Source organism: Sphingobium sp., from assembly GCF_036170395.1.
GTDB lineage: Bacteria > Pseudomonadota > Alphaproteobacteria > Sphingomonadales > Sphingomonadaceae > Sphingobium.
In genome coordinates, this window is the sequence record NZ_JAVHPD010000007.1 from 128,408 (window position 1) to 152,267 (window position 23,860).

A 23,860-nucleotide genomic window follows, 5' to 3' on the forward strand; every position below is an offset into this window, starting at 1 on the left:
AGCAAGAGTCACGGCAGGATATCCCGATGAGATCAGCGTTCGCGGGGCTCTCTGCCATGTTTGCCTTGCCTTTGCCACCGCGCTCGCGGCATGGCGCGCGGCATGACGGACATTCCCTTCAACATTGTCGGCTTCGACCTCGACGGCACGCTGATCGACACCAGCGGCGACCTTGCCGCCGCAGTCAACTACGCTATAGGCACGATCGATCGGCCGCCCTTCCCGGTCGCCGCGATCCACCCCTTCGTCGGCAAGGGCGCGAAGGTGATGCTGGAGCGGGCGCTCGACGCCTCGGGCGGCTGTGACGAGGCGCTGCTCGCACACCTGTTGCCGATCCTGCTCGATTATTATGAGCAGAATCTCGCCATCCACTCGCGTCCCTATCCCGGCCTGATCGCAGCGATGGACGCGTTGACCGCGCGCGGCGTCCGCCTTGCCATCTGCACCAACAAGGCGGAGCGCTTCACCATTCCGCTCATGCACCAGCTCGGCCTCTCGGATCGCTTCGCCGCGATCATCGGCGGCGACACGGTCGGCGTCGCCAAGCCCGATCCCGCCCCCATCCGCGCCATGATCGATCGCGCGGGCGGCGGCCGCACCATCTTCATCGGCGACACGATCAACGACATCGCCGGCGCGAAGAACGCCGGCATCGCCAATGTCGCGGTCGGCTTCGGCTTCCTGGATGGTCCGGTCGAAAATCTTAAGGCTGATGCGATCATCCACCATTTCGATGAACTGGTGCCGCTGCTGGAAAATTGGCCCCGTTAGAGCCGCCTCAAACCGTCAGCACGATCTTCCCGAAATGTTCGCCCGCGTCCATGCGGGCGTGGGCCTTGGCCGCATCCGCCAGCGCGAACCGCTGGTCCATCGCCGGCCGCAGCTTCCCCTCGCCAACGAAGCTCCAGACATTGCGCATCAACTCGTCGGCGACCAGGCTCTTGAAGCCCACCGAGCGCGCCCGCAGCGTCGATCCGGTCAAAGTCAGGCGGCGCTGCATGACGGCCGGAATGAAGATCGTCGCCTTCGCCCCGCCCAGCACCGCGATCGACACATGCCGCCCATCCTCGGCCAGGCATTCGAGATTACGCGGCACATAATCGCCGCCCACCATGTCGAGCACCGCCTGGCAACCCTGCCCGTCGGTGATGCGCTTCATCTCCTCGACATAATCTTGGCGCTTATAGTTGATCGCGTGATCCGCGCCCCAGTCGCGCGCCTGCGCGCATTTCTCGTCCGACCCGCAGGTGACGATCACGGTCACGCCGAAGAGATTGCATAGCTTGGTCGCCATCGTGCCGATGCCGCTCGTTCCGCCATGCACCAGCACCGTGTCGCCCGCGACGACATAGGCGCGCTCGAACAAATTGGTCCATACGGTGAAGAGTGTCTCGGGTAGCGCGGCCGCTTCCGCCAGATCATAACCCTCCGGCACCGGCAGGCACTGGCCGGCGGGCGCGACCGCATATTGCGCATAGCCGCCCCCGGCGATCAGCGCGCACACGCTCTGCCCGACCAGCATGTCCGCGCCGCCGCCGGCTGCAACGATCGTGCCGGCAACCTCCAGCCCCGGAATGTCGGACGCGCCCGGCGGCGGCGGATATTTGCCCTGCCGTTGCAGCACGTCGGGACGATTGACGCCAGCGGCCGCGACCCGGATCAGCACCTCGCCCTCGCCCGGCACCGGCACCGGCCGCTGTTGCGGCACCAGCACCTCCGGCCCGCCCGGCGCGGCGATGCCGATCGCCATCATCTCCGCAGGCACCGTAAATCCGTCCGCCATGTTCGAGCCGCCCCCTCGCCGCCATGCGTTCTGCCCGGAAATCCGCAGCATGTCGCGCGCCCTTATTGACAGAGTGCGACGCAGGGTCAACATTGGCAGCTATGGACTTGGATGACGATCTGCCGCGCAAGGGAGATGATCCGCTGGCCCGCCTGCTCAGGCAGGATCTGGGGCCGCTGTCCATGAGCGAACTGGAAGCCCGCGTCGCCGCCTTGGAAGCGGAAATCGCACGAACCAGACGCAAAATGGAGAGCGCCGTTAACCATAAGGCAAGTGCCGAGGCGCTATTCAAGCGATGAACCAAGGCCCCGCCCTCGTCGCCCTTCAGGGCTTCTTCGGGCTAGGGCAGTCTGGCAATTCCGGCGGTCAGGGCACCGGCCTTGATCCGGCGTCGAGCAATGCCGACATGGGGTTCTGTACCGCCCCTCTTTGGGGCCAGGAGTAGAACGACAATGCCTTCTTTCGCATCCGCCCTCGAAACCACGCTGCACAATGCGCTGACCCATGCGTCGGAGCGCAAGCATGAATATGCGACGCTGGAGCATCTGCTGCTCGCGCTGATCGATGACGATCATGCGTCGAAGGTGATGCAGGCGTGCGGCGTGGAACTGGGCGAACTGGGCGACGCGGTCACCCATTATCTCGACACCGAACTCGATAGTTTGAAGGTCGAGGGCGCGTCCGACCCCTCCCCCACCAGCGGCTTCCAGCGAGTCGTGCAGCGCGCAATCCTGCACGTCCAATCCTCCGGCAAGGATGAGGTGACGGGCGCCAATGTGCTGGTCGCGCTGTTCTCCGAGCGCGAATCCTACGCCGTCTATTTCCTGCAACAGCAGGATATGAGCCGTCTCGATGCCGTCAGCTATATCAGCCACGGCGTCGGCAAGGGCACGCCCCAGCCCGAGCGTCAGGAGACCAAGGGCGCCGCCGAGGAGGAAAAGAAGGTGCAGGACGGCAAGGGCAAGAAGGACAGCGCGCTGGAGCAGTTCACCGTCAACCTCAATGAGAAGGCGGGGCGCGGCAAGGTCGATCCGCTGATCGGCCGCTCCGCCGAGGTCGATCGCACCATCCAGATCCTCTGCCGCCGCAGCAAGAATAACCCGCTCTATGTCGGCGATCCGGGCGTGGGCAAGACCGCGATCGCGGAAGGCCTCGCCCGCAAGATCGTCGAGGGCGAAGTGCCCGACGTGCTGAAGGAAGCCGTCATCTACTCGCTCGACATGGGCGCGCTGCTGGCCGGCACCCGCTATCGCGGCGATTTCGAGGAGCGGCTGAAGGCGGTCGTCACCGAGCTGGAGAAGATGCCCCATGCGGTGCTCTTCATCGACGAAATCCACACCGTCATCGGCGCGGGCGCGACCAGCGGCGGCGCAATGGATGCCTCGAACCTGCTGAAACCGGCCCTCTCCGGCGGCACGATCCGCTGCATCGGCTCGACCACCTACAAGGAGTTCCGCAACCATTTCGAGAAGGATCGCGCGCTGCTGCGCCGGTTCCAGAAGATCGACGTGAACGAGCCCACGATCGAGGACACGATCAAGATCCTCGCCGGATTGCGCTCCGCGTTCGAGGAGCATCACCACGTCAAATATACGCCCGACGCGATCAAGGCGGCGGTCGAACTCAGCGCGCGGTACATCAACGACCGCAAGCTGCCCGACAAAGCGATCGACGTGATCGATGAAGTCGGCGCGATGCAGATGCTGGTGATCCCGTCGAAGCGCAAGAAGACGATCACGCCCAAGGAGATCGAAGCGGTGATCGCGACCATGGCGCGCATCCCGCCCAAGACGGTGTCGTCGGACGACAAGAGCGTGCTCGAATCGCTGACCACGGACCTCAAGCGCGTGGTGTTCGGCCAAGACAAGGCGATCGAGGTGCTGTCCAGCGCGATCAAGCTGTCGCGCGCCGGCCTGCGCGATCCCGACAAGCCGATCGGCAACTATCTCTTCTCCGGCCCCACCGGCGTCGGTAAGACGGAAGTCGCGCGCCAGCTCGCCAGCCTGCTCGGCATCCCACTCCAGCGCTTCGACATGTCGGAATATATGGAACGCCACTCGGTCAGCCGCCTGATCGGCGCGCCTCCGGGCTATGTCGGCTATGACCAGGGCGGCCTCTTGACCGACGCCGTCGACCAGCAACCGCACAGCGTCCTGCTGCTGGACGAGATCGAAAAGGCGCACCCGGACCTGTTCAACATCCTGCTCCAGGTGATGGACAATGGCCGCCTGACCGATCACCACGGCAAAACCGTCGATTTCCGCAACACCATCCTCATCATGACAACCAACGCCGGCGCGTCGGACATGGCGAAGGAATCGATCGGCTTTGGCGAGTTGACGCGCGAGGATGTGCAGGAGGATGCGGTGAAGAAGCTCTTCACCCCGGAATTCCGCAACCGCCTCGATGCGATCGTGCCGTTCGGTTATCTGCCGCCGGAGATCGTGGCGCGTGTCATCGACAAGTTCGTGCTCCAGCTGGAACTGCAACTGGCCGACCGCGACGTCCACATCACGCTGGACGATAAGGCCAAGGAATGGCTGACCGCCAAGGGCTATGACAAGCTCTACGGCGCCCGCCCGATGGGCCGGCTGATGCAGGAGAAGATCAAACAGCCGCTCGCCGAAGAACTGCTCTTCGGCAAGCTGGTCCACGGCGGCGAGGTCCATGTCCATATGAAGGACGATGCGCTCGCCTTCGAAATCACCCCCGCCGCTCCGAAAAAGGGCAAGAAGGGCGGCAAGGCCAAAACGACCGAAGGCACGAAGTAGGCTGCCCTGATATCCTTCTCCCCCACGGGGGAGAAGGATATGAAGCCTTAGTCCGACGGGCTTAGGCGAAGTTGGATGAGGGGGCAGAGGTGACATGCCGCTGACGAGCCCCGCCCCTACCAGCCGCCAATCCATCATCCTCCTGCACGGCTTCGGCGGCCACCCGCTCCAGACCGCCCTGCTCGCCCGCCGCCTGCGCGCGTCGGGCTATGATGTCGCCAATCTCGGCTACCCGAGCTGGCGCTGGCCAGTCGCCCGGATCCTCGACCATCTCCACCAGCGCATCATCGCCAGCACGGCGCAGGAAGCGCGCGCCATCCATTTCGTCGGCCACTCCATGGCCGGCCTGCTGCTGCGCGCCTATCTCGCCCGCCATCACCCGCCCCGCCTCGGCCGCGTCGTCATGCTCGGCACGCCCAACGGCGGCAGCGAGCTGGCCGACCTTTGCTACCGCCTGCGCCTCGACCGCCCGATCCTGAACCAGGCCGGAGCGCTTCTCCGCACGCAGCGTGATCCTGTCACCCAGGCGCTGTTCGGCAAGATCGATTACCCCCTCGGCATCATCGCCGGCGACCGCCCGATGATCGGCGCGCTCCCCGACCTTCTGTTCCGCGCGCCCAATGACGGCAAGGTCAGCGTCGCTGCAACCCACTGCCCCGGCCAGAGCGACCATCTGGTCATGCCCGTCGCCCACACCGCGATGATCTACAGCCGCCTTGTCGCGGATCAGGTCGCGCATTTCCTGCGCGATGGCCGCTTTCGCCGCGCCTGACCTTCCCCCTCCCCTGCGACGGCAATCTCTGCTACACGCCGTCATGGCATAAAAAGGGTCGCATCTCTTCCGCAACGTTCAAGGAACAGATGTCGTGTATCAGCTTCTCCGCCCGCGCCGCGCCCGCGTCGCTCTCTGCCTCACCGCCCTTGGCCTTCTCGCCGCCCCCGGCTCAAGCCAGCAGGCGTCCGGCCCCGTCGCTCGCTACACGATCGACGCCGGCACCATGTCCGGCATGGCCGCCATGGCCGGCGGCGGAGGCGGCATGGGCGCGGCCATGGGCATGATGATGGGCGGCCGTCCACAGGCGATGCACGAGTTGGTGCTGCGCCTCGGCTCCACCCGCACGCCCGCGAGCGGCCAACCCGCCGCCGATCACTTCCTCCCCGCCGGCGCCGGCCTTGGCGCGTCGGTCCCGCTCGTCACCCCCCGCGTCGCCCCCAGTGAGGACCAAGCCATCCCCGGCGAGCGCCCGAAGGGCCGCCTGCTCATCTATTGGGGCTGCGGCGCGACGCCCGGCGCGGGCCAGCCAGTGGTCGTTGATTTTGCCAAGATCGCCAAGGGCCAGATTCCGCCTGGCCTCTACATGACCGGTGCCGCCATCCCCCAGGAATGGCAGGTTCGCGCGTCGAACAGCCGCACCTATGGCGAGTGGCCCAACGGCCAGACCCGCAAGATGGTGCCGGCCAACGCCTCGCTGCTCGGCGACCACCGCATCGCGGGCAATTACAGCCCCGACATCGCCTTCAACCTGAAGCAGGACTTCATGCCCGCCATCACCGGCCGGTCGAAGCCGCTGGCCGGCGGCGCGACCGAACTCAGCTGGAACGCCCTGCCCCAGGCGACCGGCTATTATGCCTGGGCGTTCGGCGCGAAGGAGAATGGCGACATGGTCTGGTGGGCCTCCTCCGCCACGCAGGCGTTCGGCGGCCCGGTGTGGGACTGGATTTCCCCCGCGTCCGTCCAGAGACTGATCGCGCAGAAGATCGTCCTGCCCCCCAGCCAGACCAGTTGCACCGTGCCTGCCGCTGTCGGCCAGGCGGCGGGCGAGATGCTGATGGGCAGCCTCTATGCCTATGGCCCGGAAGCGAACTTCGCCTATCCGCCGCGCCCGGCCGATCCCAAGATCGCCTGGAAACCCGAATGGATCGCGCGCGTGCGCTATCGCTCCCACAGCATGTGGATGCTGAACGGACCGGACATAAGCGCCATGATGGGCGAGGCAGGCGACGCGGGCGACGCCGACGAACCGGCCGAGCAGCCGAGGCCAAGGAAGAAACGCTGCGGCGGCCTCGGCGGCATGCTCGGCGGCGCGATGGGCGTGGGCTGCTGATATCACGGGGGTGGCGCAGCGCCGGCTCTTGCGCCACTCTCACCCTCTCGATTCAGGAGAGATGCCGATGCCCGCCGACCTCACCCTCTACACCAATCCCATGTCGCGCGGGCAGATCGCCCGCTGGATGCTGGAGGAGATCGGCGCGCCCTATGAGGCCGTCATTCTCGACTATGGCACGACGATGAAGGCGGACGAGTATCGCGCGATCAACCCGATGGGCAAGGTGCCGAGCATCGTCCATGATGGCAAGGTCGTGACCGAATGCGCGGCCATCTGCGCCTATCTCGCCGACGCCTTCCCGGAAGCCGGCCTCGCCCCACCGCTGCCCGAGCGCCATGATTATTATCGCTGGCTCTTCTTCGCCGCCGGACCGGTCGAGGCTGCCGTCACCAATCGCGCGCTGGGCTTCGTGGTGCCGGAAGGACGCGAACGCATGGCTGGCTATGGCAGCTTCGACGAAGCGATTGACGCACTCGAACGCGCGGTGACCGGCCGCACCTGGATTTGCGGCGACCGCTTCACCGCCGCTGACGTCTATGTCGGCGCGCAGATCGATTGGGGCCTCAGCTTCAAGTCGATCCCCACCCGTCCCGCCTTCGAGGATTATGCCGCCCGCCTGCGCGAGCGGCCGGCCTATCAGCGGCAAAAGGAAATCGACAACGCCCTCATCGCCGAAATGCAGAAGCAGGGCTGATAATCCGCAACATAACTCAGCGCTTCCCCGGCGAAGGCCGGGGTCAAGTCCCGCCCTCACCCACACGCGCTAACGTCCAAAGGGCGCAACAAAGGCCCGGCGGATCGCTCCGCCGGGCCTCCCAATGTCTATCCCATCTTCCGCCTCAGCGACGATCGCCGAACAGCCGCAGCAGGAACAGGAACATGTTGATGAAGTCGAGATAGAGGTTCAGCGCCCCCATCACCACCGACTTGCCCATCATGTCGGTGCCCGCGACATGCGCGTAGATGCTCTTGATCTTCTGCGTGTCATAGGCCGTCAGCCCCGCGAAGAGCAGGACGCCGACGCCGCTGATGACCAGGCTCATCGCGTTCGATCGCAGGAACAGGTTGATGAGGCTCGCAACCAGCAGGCCCACCACGCCCATGATGAGGAAGGTGCCGAAGCCCGACAAATCCTTCTTCGTCGTATAGCCCCAGAGGCTCAAGCCCGCGAAAGCCGCGGCTGTCGCAAAGAAGGTCTGCGCGATCGACGTGCCGGTATAGGCCAGGAAGATGTAGGAGAGCGACATGCCCATCACCGCCGCATAGGCCCAGAACAGGCCCTGCGCCGCCACGGTGGACAGGCGGTTGATGCCGAAGCTCAGCACCATCACGAATATCAGCGGCGCGAACATCACGATATATTTCATGATGCCGGGACCGTAGAACACGGCCTCCGCCATGCCGCTGTTCGCGAACAGCAGCGCGACGATGCCCGTCAGCAGCACGCCGCTCGCCATATAATTATAGACCGACAGCATGTAACGGCGCAGCCCGGCGTCGAACGCCTCGCCGCGCGCAGCGGTGGCGCCGCCAAAGCCCGCAATGTCGGATCGGGGGTCGGACCAGTTGGCCATGAAATCATCTCCTTCGCCGGCCATCCGTGCCGGCGCTCTCATTATCGGCGCTTGGACGATCAAGTTCAAGCCAAACCCGCATGGCGCGCCTGCATCTCTGTCCTATATGGAGCGCTTATGCACCGCCTGTTCGTCGCCATCCGCCCGCCCGCCGACCAGCGCGCCTTCCTGCTCGGTCATATGGGCGGGGTGGATAATGCCCGCTGGCAGGACGATACCCAGTTGCACCTGACGCTGCGTTTCGTCGGTGAAGTGGAGCGCCGCCGCGCCGAAGATCTGGCCGATGCGCTGACGACGATCCGTTTCGCGCCTTTCGCCATCCATCTGTCGGGCGTCGGCCGGTTCGAGCGCAGGCATGTCGTCGATACGCTTTGGGCCGGCGTTCAGCCGCGCGACGGGCTGGAAGCGCTTCACAAGAAGATCGACCGGCTCTGCGTCTCGATCGGCCTGCCGCCGGAAAGCCGCGCTTATCTGCCGCACGTCACCCTGGCCCGTTTCGGCCGGTTCGGCGGCGCGGTCGAACCCTTCCTGGCGCGCCATGCCGGGCTTGCCGGCACGCCCTTTCTGGTCGACCGCTTCACCCTGTATGAAAGCCGCACCGGCCATGCCGGCGCGACCTATCATGCGGTGGAGGATTATCCGGCCGACGGTACGCCGCGCTAGCGCGCCGATGGAAGAAACGGCTACCCCGCCGCCAGCACCCCGCACGCCACTCGCCCGCCGGCATTGCCGGTCGGGTCGGTGACATTGTCGTCGGCCTGCGCGTGGATCACGATCGCCGCGCCGTCCGCGTCGAGCAACGGCGTCGCGCCGCCGCTGATCGCGCCATCGGGCAAATGATATTCGATCGCGCCGGTCCCGTCGGACGCGACGGTCATATTGGGCATGTCGCCCATATGCATCCCCGCCGGATTATCCTTGCCATGCTTGCGGTTCATCGGGTTCCAGTGCCCGCCCGCGCTGGTGAAGTCAGGCCCGACGCACTGACCCGTGGTGTGAATATGCACCGCATGAACGCCGGGGCTTACCCCCTGCGCCTTCACGACGACATGCAATCCGTCGCCTGCCTCCGTCACCGTCGCAGTGCCGCGCGGCGATCCGTCCCCCGCAGCCAGCGCGGCCGTAGCGGTTGGCGCGGCGGGAGCAGACCCGGCGGTGGCGCAGCCGGCCATGCCGATCGCGAGAGGAAGGACGGCGAGCGGCAATATCTTCATGGCAGGCTCCAGCAGAAAATGGGGTCAGGCAGCGAACGCTGCGCCCGCGATTTTGTTGCTTATCCGCACCGAATTGTCACGCTGCGGCGGCCCGGCACGCCCACGAAAAAGGCGATGATGTGCCTTGCAAACTGAGTGTCGTGTGCTGAGCAGGGCATCCTCCCCTGGAAGGGGAGGATTTTCGTTCTGGTTCTTTAAAGTACATAATCACCCACGAAAAAGGGGCCGGTCCTGCGACCGGCCCCTCTCTTGTTTCCGTCCCGAAGGCGGAAGCCAGCTTACATGCCCGCGCCGGGGCCGTAGCTGATTTCCACGCGACGGTTCTGCACTTCGCGAACGCCGTCGGCAGTATCAACGCGGGGCTTCGATTCACCGAAGGCCTGGGTCGTGATGACGCCGTCAGGAATACCCTTCGAGGTGAGGTAAGCCTTGACCGCATCGGCGCGACGCTGGGACAGGCCGACGTTGTACGAGGCCGAACCCGAACGGTCCGCGTGACCCGCCAGCATGACCTGAGCGCTGCCGCAGCTGCTGTAGGCCGAAACCGCATTGTCCAGGATGGTGGCGGCGTCAGGCGTGATGTCCGACTTGTCCCATTCGAAGAAGACGATGTACGGCCCGGGGTTGCACGCTTCGGCCGGGGGCGGCGGGGGCGGCGGCGGGGGCGGCGGGGGCGGCGGCGGGGGAGGCGGCGGCGTCGGAGCCGCTTCAGCCGGAGCGCCGAAATTGTAGGTCAGGCCGAGCAGCAGGCTGTGGGTCCGCAGCTTGGTTTCCACCGTCGAGCCGGCAGGGCCGCCCGCGCCGGTGAAGGCCGACACCAGCTTGATATCGTCCTGGTTGAAGAAGCGATATTTCAGCGAGACGTCGAGGTTGGTGGTCAGCGGGTAACGGACGCCCGCAATCGCCTGCCAGGCGAAGCCGGTGTCGCTGTCATTGACCAGATCGGTCGCGACCTTGGCGCGCGATACGCCGACACCGCCGCCGACGAAGCCCTGCAGGCCGTCATCGGGACCGAAGTCGAGCAGGCCGTTCAGCATGAACGACAAAGCCGAGGTAGCCCCGCCGAAGCCGCTCCGGTCGAGATCGACCTCGGCGCGCTTGTAGGCCGCTTCGGCCTCCAGACGGAAGCCGCCGAAATCATAACCGATATTGGCGTCGAAATCATAACCCTTATGATAATCGACGTCGGCAAAATCACGGATCGCACCAGGACCAGAGAAATCAAAGTCCTGATCTTCGACCAGCAGTACGCCGGCATCAGCGCCGATGTACCAGCTATCGTCACGCGCCAAGGCCGGACCGGCCAAGGCACTCGTCGCAAGCGCAGCCGCGAGGGCAAGCTTCCGCATTTGGATTCCCCTTTCATTCCGCATTTGGATTCCCCTTTCAAAAGTGTCACGAAGGACTGCTGAAACCCTGTATCGGGAAGAAGGTTTCATGGCAAGTCCACATTTAGTGAAACCGTTGCAAAAATAACGCACTTAAGCATCCAAATCGGCGAACTCAGGCTAATCCCAATAGCACCGCAAATAATGATAGTGAAAAACGTCGATGTTGTTCGTTTTGTTCAGTATCAGGTCGCGATTAACCCATGTTGCCGCAAAGCCTCCAGAATGAGCCCTATGGTCGAGCGGGCCTCCGCGTCAATCACCGCGCCACCCGAAACGTCCGCTATCGCGCTGCGGCGGGTCGTGACGATCCGTTCATCATCCAGATACAGGCCGTCCGCGCGCAATGCTGCATCGCGCCATTGAACGCCATCATGGAAAAGCGCGTGTCCCCGGTCGGCCACATCCACCTGCAACCCGGCCCTGGGCGGCAGAAAACGCCATCCTCCGCCGCTCCAGCAGGCGATCGCGCCCGCCTGCCCGGCCCATGCCCCGCTCGCACCTGCCGCAACGATCCAGCATTGCCCAGCGTCCGGCGCACCGGGCGGGCTCGCTATATCCGCGCTTTCCACCCGGCCGTGCAGCAGCGCGTCGATCAGGATCAGCGCCTCATTGTGAAAAATCTCCTTCTTCGCCTGCCCGGCAAACAGCATCGGCAGCGCCCAGCGCGGGGTCATATCCATATTTCGTCCTTTCCCTGATCGTCAGATGCTGATCGTCCGGCGCGCCGCCCGCCCCTGCGCCAGCGTGCCGATCTGCGCCACCTCGGCCGTCAGCGTCAGCCCCGACGCGCCGTCCGCCGCGATCATCGCCGCCGTATAGCTCCATTCGGGCGCAGCGGTCTCCGCGCTCCGCAGCACCGTCTCGCCATTCAGCAACCGCACCCGGTACCGCTCGCTCTCCTCGGCCAGCGGCACATCCGCGCCATTGCTCCAGCGCCACCCGGCCCGGCTGCGCCGGACCCAGCGCAGCGTCACGTCGCCATCCTGCGCCCGCGCCGTCAGGTGCACCGGCGCGGGCGGGATCAGCGTTTCGCCGCTGATCGGCGCCGCCGCCTCGACCGCCTCCGCGTCTCCCAGCCCCAGCGCCGCCACCCGCACGGTGCCGCCGACCTCGCCCGCCAGTCCCAGCGCGGCGAGCGGTTCGGCCAGCCGCTCCTCCTCGATCAGCAGGAAGGGCTCGCCGTCCTCATGCGCCGCCATCGCCCATTCGGTCCCGCGCAGCCCGCGCCGCAACCCGCTCAATCGCCATCCAGCCCCTCCCGTCGGCGCGGCCGATGCGAACTGCACCAGCTCCCGCCCGACCAGGCACAGATTGGCGCCTTGTCCGAGCGCGACCTCATCCGCATCGCTCAAGTCCATATCATCCGCTAGCAATGTGACCGTCAGCGCATGGTCGCGATCCTCCAGCACCCAGCTTCCGGGCGGCAGCACACCCTCGACCGTTCCCATCACCGCCCGCCCCGCGCTCCGCCCCGCCGGCACCGCCTCGCCGCCATCGCGCATCACGAACAGCGCCGCGCTGCGCCAGCCCGCGCCCCCGCTGGCCGCAGCCGCCAGCAGCGGCGCGTTCGCCACACCATCGCGCAGCGGCGGCAGGTCCGCGAGCATCAGACGCGTCACGCCATGCGGCGCATCCGCCTGCCGCACGATCGCGCCCGAAGACGCACCCGCCGGCAAAGTCCCGCCTGCGCCCGGCACGCGCCGCAGCGACAGCTGCACCGCCATCGCCTCCCATTCGCGCTCCTCCACGCGCCACAGCCCGGCCGCGCCGGCTATGGTCACGATCATTCCCGGCGCGATCGTCAGCGCCTCCCAGCCGCAGCGCAGAGTCATCGTCTCCCGCCCGGTCCAGGCCGCGCCCAACCGCGCCGCCGCCAGCCGCCGCGCCGCATCGGGATTCAGCACCGCGGGCAGTTCGATCCCCCGCTCCTGCCGCCCGGCGCCCGGCCGCATCACTTTCTGCACGCCCGCCTGATAGTCGCGCGCGGCGTCATAATGGCGCAGGCTGAGCGCCACCGGCACCATGTCCGCCGCCCTGCCCGATCGCTCGACCGGGTCGACCGCCCGCCCGTTCACCCGCGCCACCCGCGCACCAATCTCCCCGGTCGCCTCGCCGCCCGCCGCGATCAGCCGCAGCCCATCGAGCGCCAGCCCATAGGCGTCGACCAGCGGCGCGATCGCCTCGCGCACATCGGCCCCGCTCGCCGCGAAGCCGTCCACGCTGCCCAGCGCCTCGCCGCTCAGCCGCCCGTCGCTCAGCTCCGCCGCGATTCCCCCGATCGCCACCACCCCGTCATCCGCCGCCACCTCGAAAGTGAGCGAAGGAATGCGATTGCCATAATCGGCCAGCGCCAGATCCTCGAACACCACATAGGCCATGTCGCGGTGGGCCGGCGTCTCGCTTATCCCCTGCGCCGACGCGATCAGCGGGTCGACCGGCTGGTCGCCGCCGCCCGGATGCACGCGAAACGCACCAATCTCCGTCTTGAAGTCCCCCGCCGTCCCGCGCAGCAGATTGCCGTCGGCCCAAATGCGCCGCACCTGCCCGATCGCCCGCGCCGACAGCGCCACCGCGAAACTCGCCGAGTAGCTGTAGCTGGTGACGCTCGGCCGTCCCTTGCCGCCGCCGCTCCGGCTCCTGGTCTCCTTAAGGTCGCTCGCCCAGATCACCGTGCCCGCCACCCGCATCGTCCCGAACAGCCTCGGCACCTGTGCGCCATAGGTCGATGTCTGCACCTGCAAGTCGGACAGGCGCGGCCCCTCGCGTCCCTTGGGCTTGAACAGCACCTCGCTGTCGATCACCCCGCCGATCACCGCCCCGATCGCCGCGCCGATCGGCCCGCCCAGCACGCTGCCTACTGCCGTCAGCACCACCGTCGCCATCATCTTTCCCCTGTTCGCAGGCGCGCCACCAGCCGACTATCGGCCAGGGCGAAGCGCCCGGCATCTCCACCACGCGGCCCAGCCCCGCATGGGCATGGATGAAGCCCGCCCCGGTCGCGATCATGAGATGCAGCTGCAACGGCCCCGGCCGCACCAAAGCCAGATCGCCCGCTCCACCCTCATCCACGCGGCGCATCCCCGCCGCGCTCAGCCAGCGCGCCGCCCAACCCTCGCCCCCGCTCCGCAACCCATAGGGGCATGGCGCGTCCCGCCCGAAGGCCAGCACCGCCAGGCCCACGCAATCCACCCCCGCCGCGCTGCGCCCATGCAGCCGGAACGGCGCGCCGAGCAGAGCGCGCGCCCGCGCCACCACCGCGCTCATGCGCCGGGATAGCGAGTCAAAAGGTCCATGCCCGGCAGATAGGGTTCACCCCGGAAATTGACCGCGTTGCCGAAACGCTCGGCGCACGTCCCGATCTGCCGGTCACACCCTTCCGTCAGCAGCGCCAGCGTCCCCGCCGCCACCGCGAAGGCGGGCGCATCCGCCAGCGTCACGCTGCCCGCGCCATTGTCCACCACCGCCTGGGTCAGCCCGGCGTTCGGCCCGCCCAGCCAGCGCAGCGTCCCGAAGGCATAGTCCCCCGCCGCCAGCCCGCTCGCCGCCGCCACATTGTCCGCCACCGAGGCGACCGCCACGATCCGCCGCCGCCCCGCCATGTCGACCCGACACGCCCGATCGCCCAGCCGCGCCCTGCAATCGGGCGAGGTCGATGGCGCGACCGGCGCGCCCAGCACCGCCGCCGCCCCGATCAGCTCGGCGGTGAAGCCCGCCCCCTTGCGCGCCACCGCGCCGATCTCGCCCACCGCCAGCAGCAGCCACAACTCCCCTGGCGTCTCCCATTCGGTCAGCCGCAGCTCCAGCGCCGCCCCGTCCCAGCGCCCGACCATCAGGTCGGCCTCGCTGATCGCCGCACTCGACAGCGCGCCGGCGGCATCGCTGTCATCGCCCTCCAGCCCGATCCCGCTGCGCACCGCCGACGGGATCATCCCCGGCGTCGCCCGATAGAGCAGCCCGCCAATCTCCAGGTCGCGATCATGGCTGGTGAGGCCAATCGTCACCCCATCGCGCCGCGCCACCCGCCAGCAGAAGGCCAGGGTGCAGAGCGGCTTGCCCAAAATATCGGCATCGCTCATTCGCGTATCTCCACCAGCGGCACCGACGGCGCTTCCCCGGCGGCGAAGGTCGCGCGGTTGATCTCCAGCCGATCCTCGGCAAAGCGCACCGGCACGTCGAAGCGATAGCCGGCGGTCAGCACCACCCCGCTCGCGGGCGCGACATCGAAGGCGACGACGCCCAGCCCCGCATGGCTCCACCCGCTCGTCAGCTCGACCCCATTTGCCGCCACGCGGATGCTCCCCGCGACCGGCCGGGTGATGATCCGCGCCTGCGCCTCCTCGCCCTCGCCATAATGGCGCGTCAGCTGAAAGCTCGCCCGCACCCCGTCGCCCGTCCCCAGCCGCTGGTCGATCGGCGAAGGCGCCCCCCCCGGCGCGCCGCTGCGATCGTCATAAGGATCGGTGAAGCGGAACCCGCGCGCCGCCCCGCGTCGCGCCCGGAAAAATTCCACCAGCCGCGCCATGTCCGCTTCGGACCTTACCCCCGGCCCCGCGTCGTAGCTCAGCCGCGCATCGGCCCAGTCGCTGCTCCGCCGCTCATGCCCGCTTACGCTCTCGACGATCTGCGTCGAAAAGGCCGGGCTGACGCTCGCCTCGCGCCCGATGGCGAGCGGAAACAGCACATCGTCAAAGGCTTGCACATCATCCTCCCCATCGATCCTGAAACAGGTAAAGCCGTCGCGGCACACCTGGGGCAGCGCCCAGATAAAGGTCGCCGCCGTCCCGCGCGCGACCGACGCTTGCGCCGCCGCCATGATCGCGCGCCACTGCCCGGCCTGTTCGGGCAGCAGCACGAAGCCCGAGAAATAATGCTGCTCCTCGACCGGATAGCCCAGCCGCTCGGTCGCCAGGTCAATCCCCCGCGCCGTCAGATTGGGCCGCCCCTCTGTCACCCAGTCATAATCCTCCAATTGCAGCACGTCGAAAGCGGGCGAGGCCCAACCGACCGGCATATTGGCTCGCTTGGCCTCCGGCGCGCGCGGATCGAGGATGGTCGGCAGATAGGCCAGCAGATGCGTCACTGCCCCCGGCGCGACATCCTTCACATGCGCGCACAGCGAAGCCGTCGATCCCGCCAGCAACGCCCCCGCTGCATCCAGCAGCGCCGTCTGCCCGGTGTCCAGACTTGCCCACACACTCGGGATCGACACCGGACTGCCACCGAGCGCCGCCCGCGCCGCATCGTCATACAGGCATATCCGCCCGTCCCCCGGCATCACCCACCACCAGGGTTCGCCGACCTGAAACAGGATCGGCATGTCCGCCGCCAACCCAATGGAAACGAACGCCCCCGCCACCTGACGCAGATACCCCATCGCGCCTTCATGAGCGGGCGACAGCAAAGTGGACGGCGGCACCCACCCGGTCAGCGCCGGGTCGCCATTCTCCGCCCGCTGCTTCCAGTCGTTCCAGCAATGCGCGTCGAACAATTCGTAGGACAGCGACCAGATGACATCGAACCCCAGCGCCTTCGCCCGTTCGGCGAAATCCCGGTGCCACGCCGCGCAGGGCGCATTGAGCGCCCCGCCCGTCAGGCTGACATACAGCCCGCCCCCGACCCGTTCGAGCCGGAAATAATGGCTCATCCCGACATAATGGTTGATCGCCCCGCGATAGCCGAGCGCGTGAATCGCCTCCACCACCCGCACGGGCGTCTGGTTGAAACAATCGTCATAGCCGGTCGCCATGCTGAAGCCATGTTCGGGCAGCATCGCGTCGCCAACCTCCAGCACTGACCCCGCCCCGTCGCAGGCGATCCCACTCAGTTCCGCCCACCCCTCCGGCGCCGTGGCGAAGGGCGTCGATCCCGCGTCATAATCGGGCGGCACCAGCGATATGAACATCCGGTCGACATCGCCCGCCCACACCGGATCGGCCTCGTCGGGCAGCAGGAAGCCGCCCTCCAGCGCCGAAAAATCCAGCGAGATGACAGCATCTTCCGGCGTGCCGCTCGCATAGTTCCACAACCGCACATACCAGGCGCGCGGGCTTCCCTCCGCGTCTCGCCCCTCGATCGTCAGCGTCGGCCCATGCGTCTCATTGAGCTTGCGCAGCCCCCCGCTCCGCCACCGGAAGGCCAAGGTGCAGGCGCGAAAATCCCGGCTCGTCTCATAGGCGAGCAGCGGATGGCTCCATTTGTCCTCCGCCTCCCAGATCAGCCCCGCCAGATCGCCCGATCCGTAGAACACCGCATCCACCCGCAGAGCATCGGGCGCAGAAGTCACCACGCTCGCCATCATCGGCCGGGGAAAGTTCACGGTCCAATGGCTCGCGGCGAACCGCTTGATGAAGCGCGTCTCCTGCCCGCCGCGCGCGTCGGCCAGCCAATATCCCATGCTCATCGCTAAGTCCCTTTCACATTAGGGCTCCCCTGACCGCCCGCGCCACCTGCCGCGCGCTGCGCGCCAGCAATCGCGGCTCGCTCTCGCCGCCCTGCCCGCGCACGGCGATGCTGACCCGCACGTCGCGCGCGCCCATGCCGCCTGCCACCACCTGCCCGCTGCTCGTCGGCACGAAGACTTCCGGCCCGCGCTCCCCGACGATATAGCCGCGCCCCGGCGCCACCGGCCCGCCCGTCGCCCTGCCCGGCAGCCCCAGCACCGACGTCAGCAGCGACGCGCCCAGGCTCGCCAGGCCGCCGCCACCGCTGCCGCTTCCCATGGCCCCTCGCAACGCACCCGCCGCAATCTCGTCCAACACGGAGAGTGCGATGCGCCGCAGATCCTCGAACCCGAACTTGCCGGTCCGCACCGCGCGCAGCAGCCCCTGCTCGATCCGCCGGCCGGCCCGCTCCGCCCCGTCGCCCAGCGGCCCCTCGATCCCCGCCCGCATCGCCTCCACATCCCGCGCAAGCCCCTGCGTATCCGCCCGCACCCGCACCACCAGCGTCTCGATCTCGTCATCCATGGAAGCCCTCCCGCCTCAAATTCCTCCCCTGCAAGGGGAGGTGGCTGGCCAAAGGCCAGACGGAGGGGTGTCACCCTCTCGTGAAGGCGACACCCCTCCGTCACGCGCTCCGCGCGCGACAACTCCCCTTGCAGGGGAGGATGCCCGTCCCCTCAATCCGGCATCACCCCCATCAACCGCCGCAACTCCGCCCCATCGACCCCAGCCCCAGCCTCGGCCTCGCCCTCACCACCAGCCGCGCCCAACACCGCCGCCAGTTCCGCCGGCGTCGCGCGCCAGAATTCCTCCGGCCGCCAGCCGAGCAGCCATCCGGCGACCCCCGCCAGCCGCACCGCCGCGTCCGCAAAGCCCGTCACTTCCCCGCCAATATCTGCTGCAACATGGCTTTGAGCGCCGGCGTCACCTTGGCGAGCCCCACCGCGATCACCGCCTCGCCCAGCGCCTCGCGCGTCATCGCCTCGCGGTCGACCAGGCAATGCCAGAACAAGGCCACCAGATCGCCCAGCGACAGCTTCCCGTCCGCCGCCCGCTCGACCAGCTCGAACAGCGGCCCCAGTTCCTGCTCCGCCGCCACCAGAGCGGCGAAACTCGGCCGCAGCAGCAGCGTCTCGCCGCCAATCTCCAGCGCCGCTTCCCCGCGCATCGGGTTAGCCGCCCCGCTCATTCGCTCACCACCGGCCCGGAGCTTTCCAGGCTCAGCGCATAATTGCGCTCGCCATTATAGTCGCCGGCATAGTCGAGCCGCGTCACCAGGAAGCGCCCGCGCATCCGTTCGCCGCTCTCGAAGCTCAGCTCATACTGGTCGATCGTGCCCGACAGCGCATGGTTGCGGATGCGCACCTCGGCTGCCGATCCGGTGAACAGCCCCGCCGCCGATACACTCACCGACCGCACCCCCGCGCCCGACAGCAATTCGCGCCAGCCGCCCGAATCCTTGCTGGTGATGTTCACCGCCTCGCCATTCACCGACAGCTGCGTCGTGCGCATCCCGGCCACGGTGGAATATGTTGCGGGAATGTTGCCATCCCCGACTTTCAGCAAAAATGCACTTCCCTTTTCAACGCCCATGGCGCATCCTTTCTTCAGATAAACCGTGCCAAATGCCGGATATGGAGAGGTTCAGATGATGATTGCCGCTTCGCTCGCGCTGATGTTCGGCGCGGCATCCACGCCCAATCTCGCCGACGCCGTGGGCGCCGGGCGCAAGGAATTTTCCAAATGCCTGAGCGCGCAGATCCAGCCCGCGCTCGACGCCAAGCTCAGCCTCGGCGATTTCTCGGCCGCGATGAAGAAAGCGTGCGCTGACAAGGAAGCCGCCTTCCGCGCCGCCATCATCGCGCAGGACAAGGCCGATAAAATGTCCGACGCGGCCGCCAATGCCGACGCCGACGAACAGATTTCCGACTATGTGACCAACATCACCGAAAGCTACGAAGAAAGCAGCCGCCCAAGCTGACCGCCATCAATCTCCTCTCCCATCGGGAGAGGAAGGGGCCCGCTCGGCGCAGCCGAGTGGGAAGGTGAGGGCGATGCCATCTCACTCCCGCACCACCCGCTCTGGACCGACAGCGTTTTGGTTCCCCGGCGCAGGCCGGGGAACGCGATAAAGGGTCTCGAACTACTCCCGCACCACCCGCAACCGATAGTCCACGCTCGCGCGCCACCCGCCCGCGCCATTCCGCGCCACCCGCGACCGCAGCAGCCGCGCGCTGACGATCCGCCAGCCGTCCGCCACAGCCGCAGCACCGATCGCCGGCTCGATCCGCGCGATCATTCCGCCCAGCCGCGCCGGCGTCTCGTCCGCCACCACCAGCGCCACAGTCAGCCGCAGTTCGCGCCCCTCGACATCCTTGCCGCCCCAGTCCGCGCCCAGGCACTCGCCCACCACGCCATAGGGCGCCGCTGCCCGCGCCGGCTCGCCGTCATAGAGGCCGTTCATCTGGTCCATCAGCGCCAGGTCATTCCGCAACGCCGCGATCACCGCGCCCCGCACCGCCACTTCCGCGCTCATCGCCCTCTCCCCGCCTCGCGCAACGCGAGATCGCGCGCCCACCGCCCCAGCAGCCCGGCCCCTTGCGCCCGCACCGCCTCGCCCTCGATCACCGCCTCGACGCCCTCATCCGCCAGCGCCGCCACGATCCGATCCCGCACCCGCGCCACCCTCGCCTCCGCCAGCCGCGCCAGCGCCGCCCTCATGCCAGCCGCATCCGCCGAAACGGCCGCCACAGCGCGCTCACCACGGCGGGCGGCGCGGCGCTCTCGCTGCCCCGCGCCAGGAAATGCTCCGCCGCCAGCCGCACGATCCCCTGCCGCAGCGCCTCGGGCACGCCGTTCAGCTCGCCCGCCATCCCGGCGCGATAAGTGACCGCCAGCCGCCGCGTCTCGCCCGCGCGGGTCGATCGCACCCAGCCATCCCCCGCCGCATCGATGTCGATCGCATAGGCTTCGACCGGCAAGGTTTCGCGCCCCCCCTCATCATCCACCGCCTCGACCGCCTCGATGCTCAGCACCGGCCGCGCCGCCAGCCTTTGCCAGCCGCCCGTCGCCGCCACCGTCTCGCGCGCCGTCCGCGCGATCAGCCACTGGCCCACAAACTGCTCGCACAGCGCCGCCGCGCTCCGCAGCAGCCCCGCCAGCACGGCGTCTTCCGCCCCGCTCTCGATCCGCAGATAGGCTTTCAGCTCGGCCATCGGCGCCGCCAGCGCCCCGCTTTCCTGTTCCTCCAGCATCAGCGTTCCTCCACCCGGATCGTCACCGATCGCTCGTCCAGCTGCCCGTCGGACAGCGTCACCCGATTGGTCAGCCGATAGACATGGCCGACGACGCCGCCCGAAAGCCGCGCGCTGCTGCGCTGCGGCTCGTAGGCGCTCGCCTCGACCGCCAGCCCGCCCGCCTCCACCGGCGCGACCTCCCACAGGCTGGCGATCAGGCTCTGCCCCGACAGATAGGCGGACCAGTCGATGGCATGGTCGATCCGCGCCCCCGGATCCTTGATATGCAGGCTCATCGCACCCTGTCCCCCTTCTCCTGGGCCGGTCGTCCGACCCGCGCCTCGCCACGCGGCCGCATCGCCGCGCCCGGCCGCACCCCCGGCCCCCACGGCCCTTCCCAGCCTGTCATGCCCACGCGCAGTTCGCCCAGCGCCACCGCGCCCAGCGGATCACCCTGCATCGCGCGCCTCCAGCAGTGCCTCGATCCGGTCGATCCGCCGCCGCTGCCACGCCGCCTCCAGCGCGAATATCTCCTCGTAGCGCAGCCCCCAGCGATCCCCCGCCGGCCGCGCATCCTCGCCATCGCCGGCCGCGTCCCATGCGTCATGACAGAGCAGCCCCAGCCGCACCGCCGCGCCCGTCCCCAGCCGCGCGTCGATCGCATGGCGCACCTCCTGCGCGATAAGGCCCACATGCCACCGCGCCGCCTCGCCCTTGGCGTCCCAGGCATCGACGAAGCGAAACACGCGCCACCCCACATCGCCCCAGGCGTCGAGCAAAGCCTCATCCACGCCGCCAATATCGCGCTTCGCCCGCGCGTCGGACGTATTGATCGTCCCCGTCGCGGCATAGACCACCGACCATCGCTGCCCCGCCGTCCCCAGCGTGCGCGCATTGTCGGTCAGCGGCGCAACGATTCCGTCGAACTGGCTCATGCCGGTCGCCCGGCTGATCTGGAGCGCGGCGCCGAGCGCCGTCCCGCTGTCGTCATGCCGGTGCAGCACAAAGTCCGATCCCGCCGCTGACCCGCTCTCCGCCCCATTGGACTTGCGCAATGTCCAGCGCAGCGACGTGCCGCTGCGCAGGCTCACCCCCGCAAACTGCCCGGCATTGCTGTCGATCGTCACGCTCGCCGCCGCCGCGCCCTGCGTCACCCCCAGCGCGCTCAGCCCGGTGACGCTCCCGCCCGTCAGCTGCGCGTTCGCGCTCGTCACGCCCGGCGCGCTGATCCCGGTCGACGCCACTGTCAGCCAGTTGCCCGACGAGAGGTTGGAACTGGCGCTGATCCCGAAGGACGCGCCATCCTTGTTGCCGACAAAGACCGATCCCGCCGTGGTCTTGAACTCCATCGTCGAATTGAGACTGCTGCTCGTCCGGTCGGCGATGAAGGAGACGACCCCGCTCCCCTGCCGCGTCACCGCGCCCGTGGATGTAAGCGAGGCAAGCCCGCTGATCGTCCCGCCGCTGATCGCGATGCTGCTCGCCGCCTGCGTCGCGATGCTGCCCAGCCCGATCGCGCTCCGCGCCGCCGCCGCATCCGCCTGTCCCACCAGGCTGCGGCCGAAGGCGCTGATCGGCGTCACATCCGCGCTCGCCGCCCCGGTCCAGTAGGGCAGCATATCCGCCGCCGCACTCACCCCGGAAAGCGCATCCAGCCGCCCGTCGCGCGGCTGCAACCCCGCCAGCGCGCCGGTCAGGCCCGCAATCTCGCCGATCCCATGCCCATGCGCCTCGACCGCCTGCGCCCAGCCGGCGTGCAGCGCCAGCGCGATCCGCTTCTCCCCGCTCAGGAAATCCACCGCCGCGCCCCCGGCCGACGAAGCGGCCGGCGTCCGCACGATCCGCCCCAGCCCGTCCAGCGCCCCGCTGCCCGCCTCCCACTGCTCGGGATGCGCCACCCCGACGATGACGTAGGGAAACGCCTCGCCTTCCCCGACCGCATCGGCAAAGGCGCGAAACCCCGCCATCGCCCCGCCCGGCACCAGCGGCCCGGTCCCCACATCATAACAGACCTCCCGCACCAGGTCCGCCATCTCCAGCCCCGTAATCCCCACGCCCCGCTCCCAACAAAAAACCTTCTCCCCATGGGGGAGAAGGATACGAAGCCTTGCCAGCGTGCTGGCTAGGCGAAGTTGGATGAGGGGGAAGGCGCACACCTTCCCCCGTGCCTCACCTTACGAAGCCGCAAACTTCATCAACTTAATCGCCTCGCTGTTCGCCACGCCGCCGCCGATCCGCTTGACCGCGTAGAAATGCACGAACGGCTTGTTGCTGAACGGATCGCGCAGGATGCTCGTCTCGCTGCGCTCCGCGATGACATAGCCCATCTGGAAATTGCCGAAGGCGATCGACAGGCTGTTCGCCGCGATGTCGGGCATGTCCTCCGCCTCGACCACCGGATAGCCGAGCAAGGTCGCGGGCTGCGCCGCACTCAGCCCCGGCTGCCAGATGAACGCGCCATCGGTCGTCTTCATCTTGCGGATCACCGCCAGCGTCGCGCTGTTCATCACGAACACCGCCCCCTGGCGATAGGGCGCGCGCAGGGTCTGGACCAGGTCGATGAGCTTGTCCTGCGGATTGCTGGCCGGGAATGCCCCCGCTGCCCCCGACGCGACATATTGCAACGATCCGAAAGCGCGCGCGCTGTCGGCCTCGTTGGTGGTGGTATAGGCCAGGAAGCCCTTGGGCTTGTTGGTCCCGTTACCGCTCACGAAGGCCGATCCTTCCGCCACCGCGAACTCGCGGGCGATCTCGTTCGCCAGCCAGCCCTCGACATCGAACTGCGCGTCGTCCAGCATCGCCTGGGACGCGGCCGGATTGGCGAACAGCTCGCCCGCCGGCGGCACGATCTCGTTGAAGGTCGGCGTCCCCGTCTCGGCCCGCGCCCCGGTCTCGCTCGCCCAGCCCGACACGATCCCGCCCGCCGTCACCAGCTTGCGATAGCCCGCCGTTCCGGTGCGCACGACATTGGCGATCGAGCGAATGGGCGAAATCGCCTTCAGCGTCGTGCCGATGAGCTGGTCGATCTCGCGCGGCACGGCAAAGCCGCCCGTCGCATTGGTCGCCCCCGACACGCTCTTGAGTTCGACGCCCGCATCCAGCCCCTGCCGCAGATAGCGCTCGACGAACGCCGCGCGCGCCGGATCGACCGCCCCGCCCTTCACCCCATCGAGCGCCGGCCGCTGCGCGCTCAGCAACGCGCCCTTCAGCGCCGCCACCTCACTCTCCAACCCCTCGATCCGCTCCCCCTGCGCCACCATGTCGAGGCGCGCTTCCAACATATCCGTCATGCCCATCTCCCGCTTGAAAACAAAAAAGGCGGCCCACTCGGACCGCCCAAACA

Annotated in this window: 27 protein-coding genes and 1 pseudogene; 8 read left to right on the forward strand and 20 right to left on the reverse strand. The window is 67.9% G+C overall.

What is annotated here, in order from left to right; genetic code table 11:
- Positions 1–102: 102 nt before the first annotated feature.
- Positions 103–771, forward strand: a complete 669-nt coding sequence (locus tag V2B31_RS02190) for an HAD family hydrolase (RefSeq protein WP_328274877.1) — start codon at positions 103–105, stop codon at positions 769–771.
- 7 nt (positions 772–778) lie between these two features.
- Here the strand turns inward: V2B31_RS02190 and V2B31_RS02195 are convergent, their stop codons facing one another.
- Positions 779–1,783, reverse strand: coding sequence for an NAD(P)H-quinone oxidoreductase (locus V2B31_RS02195; RefSeq protein ID WP_328274879.1), 1,005 nt, complete (start codon positions 1,781–1,783; stop codon positions 779–781).
- Between the two features lie 101 nt (positions 1,784–1,884).
- Here V2B31_RS02195 and V2B31_RS02200 point away from each other — a divergent pair, with 101 nt between their 5' ends.
- The 5 genes from V2B31_RS02200 (at position 1,885) to V2B31_RS02220 (ending at position 7,356) form a co-directional block, all read left to right on the forward strand.
- Positions 1,885–2,082, forward strand: coding sequence for a DUF1192 domain-containing protein (locus V2B31_RS02200; protein ID WP_328274881.1), 198 nt, complete (start codon positions 1,885–1,887; stop codon positions 2,080–2,082).
- 153 nt (positions 2,083–2,235) lie between these two features.
- The gene (clpA, locus tag V2B31_RS02205) at positions 2,236–4,554 is read left to right on the forward strand and encodes an ATP-dependent Clp protease ATP-binding subunit ClpA (RefSeq protein ID WP_328274883.1); all 2,319 of its coding nucleotides are present in this window, start codon (positions 2,236–2,238) and stop codon (positions 4,552–4,554) included.
- A 94-nt stretch (positions 4,555–4,648) separates the two neighbouring features.
- A complete protein-coding gene (locus tag V2B31_RS02210) occupies positions 4,649–5,326 on the forward strand; it encodes an alpha/beta fold hydrolase (RefSeq protein WP_328274884.1) in 678 nt (225 codons plus the stop codon).
- A 94-nt stretch (positions 5,327–5,420) separates the two neighbouring features.
- Positions 5,421–6,659 carry a hypothetical protein gene (locus V2B31_RS02215; protein WP_328274886.1) on the forward strand — a complete coding sequence of 413 codons (1,239 nt, stop codon included), beginning with the start codon at positions 5,421–5,423 and terminating at the stop codon, positions 6,657–6,659.
- Between the two features lie 67 nt (positions 6,660–6,726).
- Positions 6,727–7,356 carry a glutathione S-transferase family protein gene (locus tag V2B31_RS02220; RefSeq protein ID WP_328274888.1) on the forward strand — a complete coding sequence of 210 codons (630 nt, stop codon included), beginning with the start codon at positions 6,727–6,729 and terminating at the stop codon, positions 7,354–7,356.
- A 145-nt stretch (positions 7,357–7,501) separates the two neighbouring features.
- Here the strand turns inward: V2B31_RS02220 and V2B31_RS02225 are convergent, their stop codons facing one another.
- Positions 7,502–8,236, reverse strand: coding sequence for a Bax inhibitor-1/YccA family protein (locus tag V2B31_RS02225; protein WP_328274890.1), 735 nt, complete (start codon positions 8,234–8,236; stop codon positions 7,502–7,504).
- A gap of 117 nt (positions 8,237–8,353) precedes the next feature.
- On the opposite strand from V2B31_RS02225, the gene thpR reads away from it, so the two are divergent.
- Positions 8,354–8,899: an RNA 2',3'-cyclic phosphodiesterase gene (gene thpR, locus V2B31_RS02230; RefSeq protein ID WP_328274892.1), complete on the forward strand. Its 546-nt coding sequence runs from the start codon at positions 8,354–8,356 to the stop codon at positions 8,897–8,899.
- 20 nt (positions 8,900–8,919) lie between these two features.
- Here the strand turns inward: thpR and V2B31_RS02235 are convergent, their stop codons facing one another.
- The 11 genes and pseudogenes from V2B31_RS02235 to V2B31_RS02285 form a co-directional block, all read right to left on the reverse strand.
- Positions 8,920–9,450, reverse strand: a complete 531-nt coding sequence (locus tag V2B31_RS02235; protein WP_328274894.1) for a superoxide dismutase family protein — start codon at positions 9,448–9,450, stop codon at positions 8,920–8,922.
- 278 nt (positions 9,451–9,728) lie between these two features.
- Positions 9,729–10,799, reverse strand: a complete 1,071-nt coding sequence (locus V2B31_RS02240; protein WP_328275199.1) for an OmpA family protein — start codon at positions 10,797–10,799, stop codon at positions 9,729–9,731.
- A gap of 224 nt (positions 10,800–11,023) precedes the next feature.
- Positions 11,024–11,521, reverse strand: coding sequence for a DUF2793 domain-containing protein (locus V2B31_RS02245; RefSeq protein WP_328274896.1), 498 nt, complete (start codon positions 11,519–11,521; stop codon positions 11,024–11,026).
- A 21-nt stretch (positions 11,522–11,542) separates the two neighbouring features.
- Entirely contained in the window at positions 11,543–13,723 is a 2,181-nt protein-coding gene (locus tag V2B31_RS02250; RefSeq protein ID WP_328275201.1) for a phage tail protein, read from the reverse strand.
- A 19-nt stretch (positions 13,724–13,742) separates the two neighbouring features.
- A pseudogene (locus V2B31_RS02255) lies at positions 13,743–14,093 on the reverse strand (peptidoglycan endopeptidase); the annotation flags it as partial.
- Between the two features lie 8 nt (positions 14,094–14,101).
- Positions 14,102–14,917 carry a DUF2163 domain-containing protein gene (locus tag V2B31_RS02260; protein ID WP_328274897.1) on the reverse strand — a complete coding sequence of 272 codons (816 nt, stop codon included), beginning with the start codon at positions 14,915–14,917 and terminating at the stop codon, positions 14,102–14,104.
- Positions 14,914–17,235 (reverse strand): DUF2460 domain-containing protein, encoded by a 2,322-nt coding sequence (locus V2B31_RS02265; protein ID WP_328275203.1) that lies wholly within the window; start codon positions 17,233–17,235, stop codon positions 14,914–14,916. Before V2B31_RS02265 ends, V2B31_RS02260 begins: the two co-directional genes overlap by 4 nt.
- A gap of 19 nt (positions 17,236–17,254) precedes the next feature.
- Positions 17,255–17,806 (reverse strand): tail tape measure protein, encoded by a 552-nt coding sequence (locus V2B31_RS02270; RefSeq protein WP_328274899.1) that lies wholly within the window; start codon positions 17,804–17,806, stop codon positions 17,255–17,257.
- 152 nt (positions 17,807–17,958) lie between these two features.
- Positions 17,959–18,162, reverse strand: a complete 204-nt coding sequence (locus V2B31_RS02275; RefSeq protein WP_328274901.1) for a phage tail assembly chaperone — start codon at positions 18,160–18,162, stop codon at positions 17,959–17,961.
- Positions 18,159–18,470, reverse strand: a complete 312-nt coding sequence (locus V2B31_RS02280) for a gene transfer agent family protein (RefSeq protein WP_328274903.1) — start codon at positions 18,468–18,470, stop codon at positions 18,159–18,161. The genes V2B31_RS02275 and V2B31_RS02280 overlap by 4 nt, the downstream gene beginning before the upstream one ends.
- Entirely contained in the window at positions 18,467–18,874 is a 408-nt protein-coding gene (locus tag V2B31_RS02285; protein ID WP_328274905.1) for a phage tail protein, read from the reverse strand. Before V2B31_RS02285 ends, V2B31_RS02280 begins: the two co-directional genes overlap by 4 nt.
- Before the next feature lie 55 nt (positions 18,875–18,929).
- Between V2B31_RS02285 and V2B31_RS02290 the strand changes: the two genes are divergently transcribed.
- Complete coding sequence (locus V2B31_RS02290) at positions 18,930–19,262, forward strand: hypothetical protein (protein ID WP_328274907.1); 333 nt, start codon at positions 18,930–18,932, stop codon at positions 19,260–19,262.
- Positions 19,263–19,424: 162 nt separating this feature from the next.
- Here the strand turns inward: V2B31_RS02290 and gp17 are convergent, their stop codons facing one another.
- From gp17 to V2B31_RS02325, 7 genes are all read right to left on the reverse strand, one after another.
- Complete coding sequence (gene gp17 / locus V2B31_RS02295; RefSeq protein ID WP_328274909.1) at positions 19,425–19,817, reverse strand: tail completion protein gp17; 393 nt, start codon at positions 19,815–19,817, stop codon at positions 19,425–19,427.
- On the reverse strand, positions 19,814–20,002 hold the full coding sequence (locus V2B31_RS02300; RefSeq protein WP_328274911.1) for a hypothetical protein: 189 nt from the start codon (positions 20,000–20,002) through the stop codon (positions 19,814–19,816). The genes gp17 and V2B31_RS02300 overlap by 4 nt, the downstream gene beginning before the upstream one ends.
- On the reverse strand, positions 19,999–20,535 hold the full coding sequence (locus V2B31_RS02305; RefSeq protein WP_328274913.1) for a head-tail connector protein: 537 nt from the start codon (positions 20,533–20,535) through the stop codon (positions 19,999–20,001). Before V2B31_RS02305 ends, V2B31_RS02300 begins: the two co-directional genes overlap by 4 nt.
- On the reverse strand, positions 20,535–20,813 hold the full coding sequence (locus tag V2B31_RS02310) for a phage fiber-tail adaptor protein (protein ID WP_328274915.1): 279 nt from the start codon (positions 20,811–20,813) through the stop codon (positions 20,535–20,537). The genes V2B31_RS02305 and V2B31_RS02310 overlap by 1 nt, the downstream gene beginning before the upstream one ends.
- Entirely contained in the window at positions 20,810–20,977 is a 168-nt protein-coding gene (locus tag V2B31_RS02315; RefSeq protein WP_328274917.1) for a hypothetical protein, read from the reverse strand. Before V2B31_RS02315 ends, V2B31_RS02310 begins: the two co-directional genes overlap by 4 nt.
- Positions 20,967–22,571 (reverse strand): tail fiber domain-containing protein, encoded by a 1,605-nt coding sequence (locus V2B31_RS02320; protein ID WP_328274919.1) that lies wholly within the window; start codon positions 22,569–22,571, stop codon positions 20,967–20,969. Before V2B31_RS02320 ends, V2B31_RS02315 begins: the two co-directional genes overlap by 11 nt.
- Positions 22,572–22,691: 120 nt before the next feature.
- Entirely contained in the window at positions 22,692–23,807 is a 1,116-nt protein-coding gene (locus V2B31_RS02325; RefSeq protein WP_328274922.1) for a phage major capsid protein, read from the reverse strand.
- Positions 23,808–23,860 lie beyond the last annotated feature (53 nt).

Bases quoted from the DNA above. Each gene is read 5' to 3' on its own strand.
- V2B31_RS02190 (WP_328274877.1), top strand. From the start codon at position 103: ATGACGGACATTCCCTTCAACATTGTCGGCTTCGACCTCGACGGCACG.
- V2B31_RS02195 (WP_328274879.1), bottom strand. From the start codon at position 1,783: ATGGCGGACGGATTTACGGTGCCTGCGGAGATGATGGCGATCGGCATC.
- V2B31_RS02200 (WP_328274881.1), top strand. From the start codon at position 1,885: ATGGACTTGGATGACGATCTGCCGCGCAAGGGAGATGATCCGCTGGCC.
- clpA (WP_328274883.1), top strand. From the start codon at position 2,236: ATGCCTTCTTTCGCATCCGCCCTCGAAACCACGCTGCACAATGCGCTG.
- V2B31_RS02210 (WP_328274884.1), top strand. From the start codon at position 4,649: ATGCCGCTGACGAGCCCCGCCCCTACCAGCCGCCAATCCATCATCCTC.
- V2B31_RS02220 (WP_328274888.1), top strand. From the start codon at position 6,727: ATGCCCGCCGACCTCACCCTCTACACCAATCCCATGTCGCGCGGGCAG.
- V2B31_RS02225 (WP_328274890.1), bottom strand. From the start codon at position 8,236: ATGGCCAACTGGTCCGACCCCCGATCCGACATTGCGGGCTTTGGCGGC.
- thpR (WP_328274892.1), top strand. From the start codon at position 8,354: ATGCACCGCCTGTTCGTCGCCATCCGCCCGCCCGCCGACCAGCGCGCC.
- V2B31_RS02235 (WP_328274894.1), bottom strand. From the start codon at position 9,450: ATGAAGATATTGCCGCTCGCCGTCCTTCCTCTCGCGATCGGCATGGCC.
- V2B31_RS02240 (WP_328275199.1), bottom strand. From the start codon at position 10,799: ATGCGGAAGCTTGCCCTCGCGGCTGCGCTTGCGACGAGTGCCTTGGCC.
- V2B31_RS02245 (WP_328274896.1), bottom strand. From the start codon at position 11,521: ATGGATATGACCCCGCGCTGGGCGCTGCCGATGCTGTTTGCCGGGCAG.
- V2B31_RS02250 (WP_328275201.1), bottom strand. From the start codon at position 13,723: ATGGCGACGGTGGTGCTGACGGCAGTAGGCAGCGTGCTGGGCGGGCCG.
- V2B31_RS02260 (WP_328274897.1), bottom strand. From the start codon at position 14,917: ATGAGCGATGCCGATATTTTGGGCAAGCCGCTCTGCACCCTGGCCTTC.
- V2B31_RS02265 (WP_328275203.1), bottom strand. From the start codon at position 17,235: ATGGGATATTGGCTGGCCGACGCGCGCGGCGGGCAGGAGACGCGCTTC.
- V2B31_RS02270 (WP_328274899.1), bottom strand. From the start codon at position 17,806: ATGGATGACGAGATCGAGACGCTGGTGGTGCGGGTGCGGGCGGATACG.
- V2B31_RS02280 (WP_328274903.1), bottom strand. From the start codon at position 18,470: ATGAGCGGGGCGGCTAACCCGATGCGCGGGGAAGCGGCGCTGGAGATT.
- V2B31_RS02285 (WP_328274905.1), bottom strand. From the start codon at position 18,874: ATGGGCGTTGAAAAGGGAAGTGCATTTTTGCTGAAAGTCGGGGATGGC.
- V2B31_RS02290 (WP_328274907.1), top strand. From the start codon at position 18,930: ATGATGATTGCCGCTTCGCTCGCGCTGATGTTCGGCGCGGCATCCACG.
- gp17 (WP_328274909.1), bottom strand. From the start codon at position 19,817: ATGAGCGCGGAAGTGGCGGTGCGGGGCGCGGTGATCGCGGCGTTGCGG.
- V2B31_RS02300 (WP_328274911.1), bottom strand. From the start codon at position 20,002: ATGAGGGCGGCGCTGGCGCGGCTGGCGGAGGCGAGGGTGGCGCGGGTG.
- V2B31_RS02305 (WP_328274913.1), bottom strand. From the start codon at position 20,535: ATGCTGGAGGAACAGGAAAGCGGGGCGCTGGCGGCGCCGATGGCCGAG.
- V2B31_RS02310 (WP_328274915.1), bottom strand. From the start codon at position 20,813: ATGAGCCTGCATATCAAGGATCCGGGGGCGCGGATCGACCATGCCATC.
- V2B31_RS02315 (WP_328274917.1), bottom strand. From the start codon at position 20,977: ATGCAGGGTGATCCGCTGGGCGCGGTGGCGCTGGGCGAACTGCGCGTG.
- V2B31_RS02325 (WP_328274922.1), bottom strand. From the start codon at position 23,807: ATGACGGATATGTTGGAAGCGCGCCTCGACATGGTGGCGCAGGGGGAG.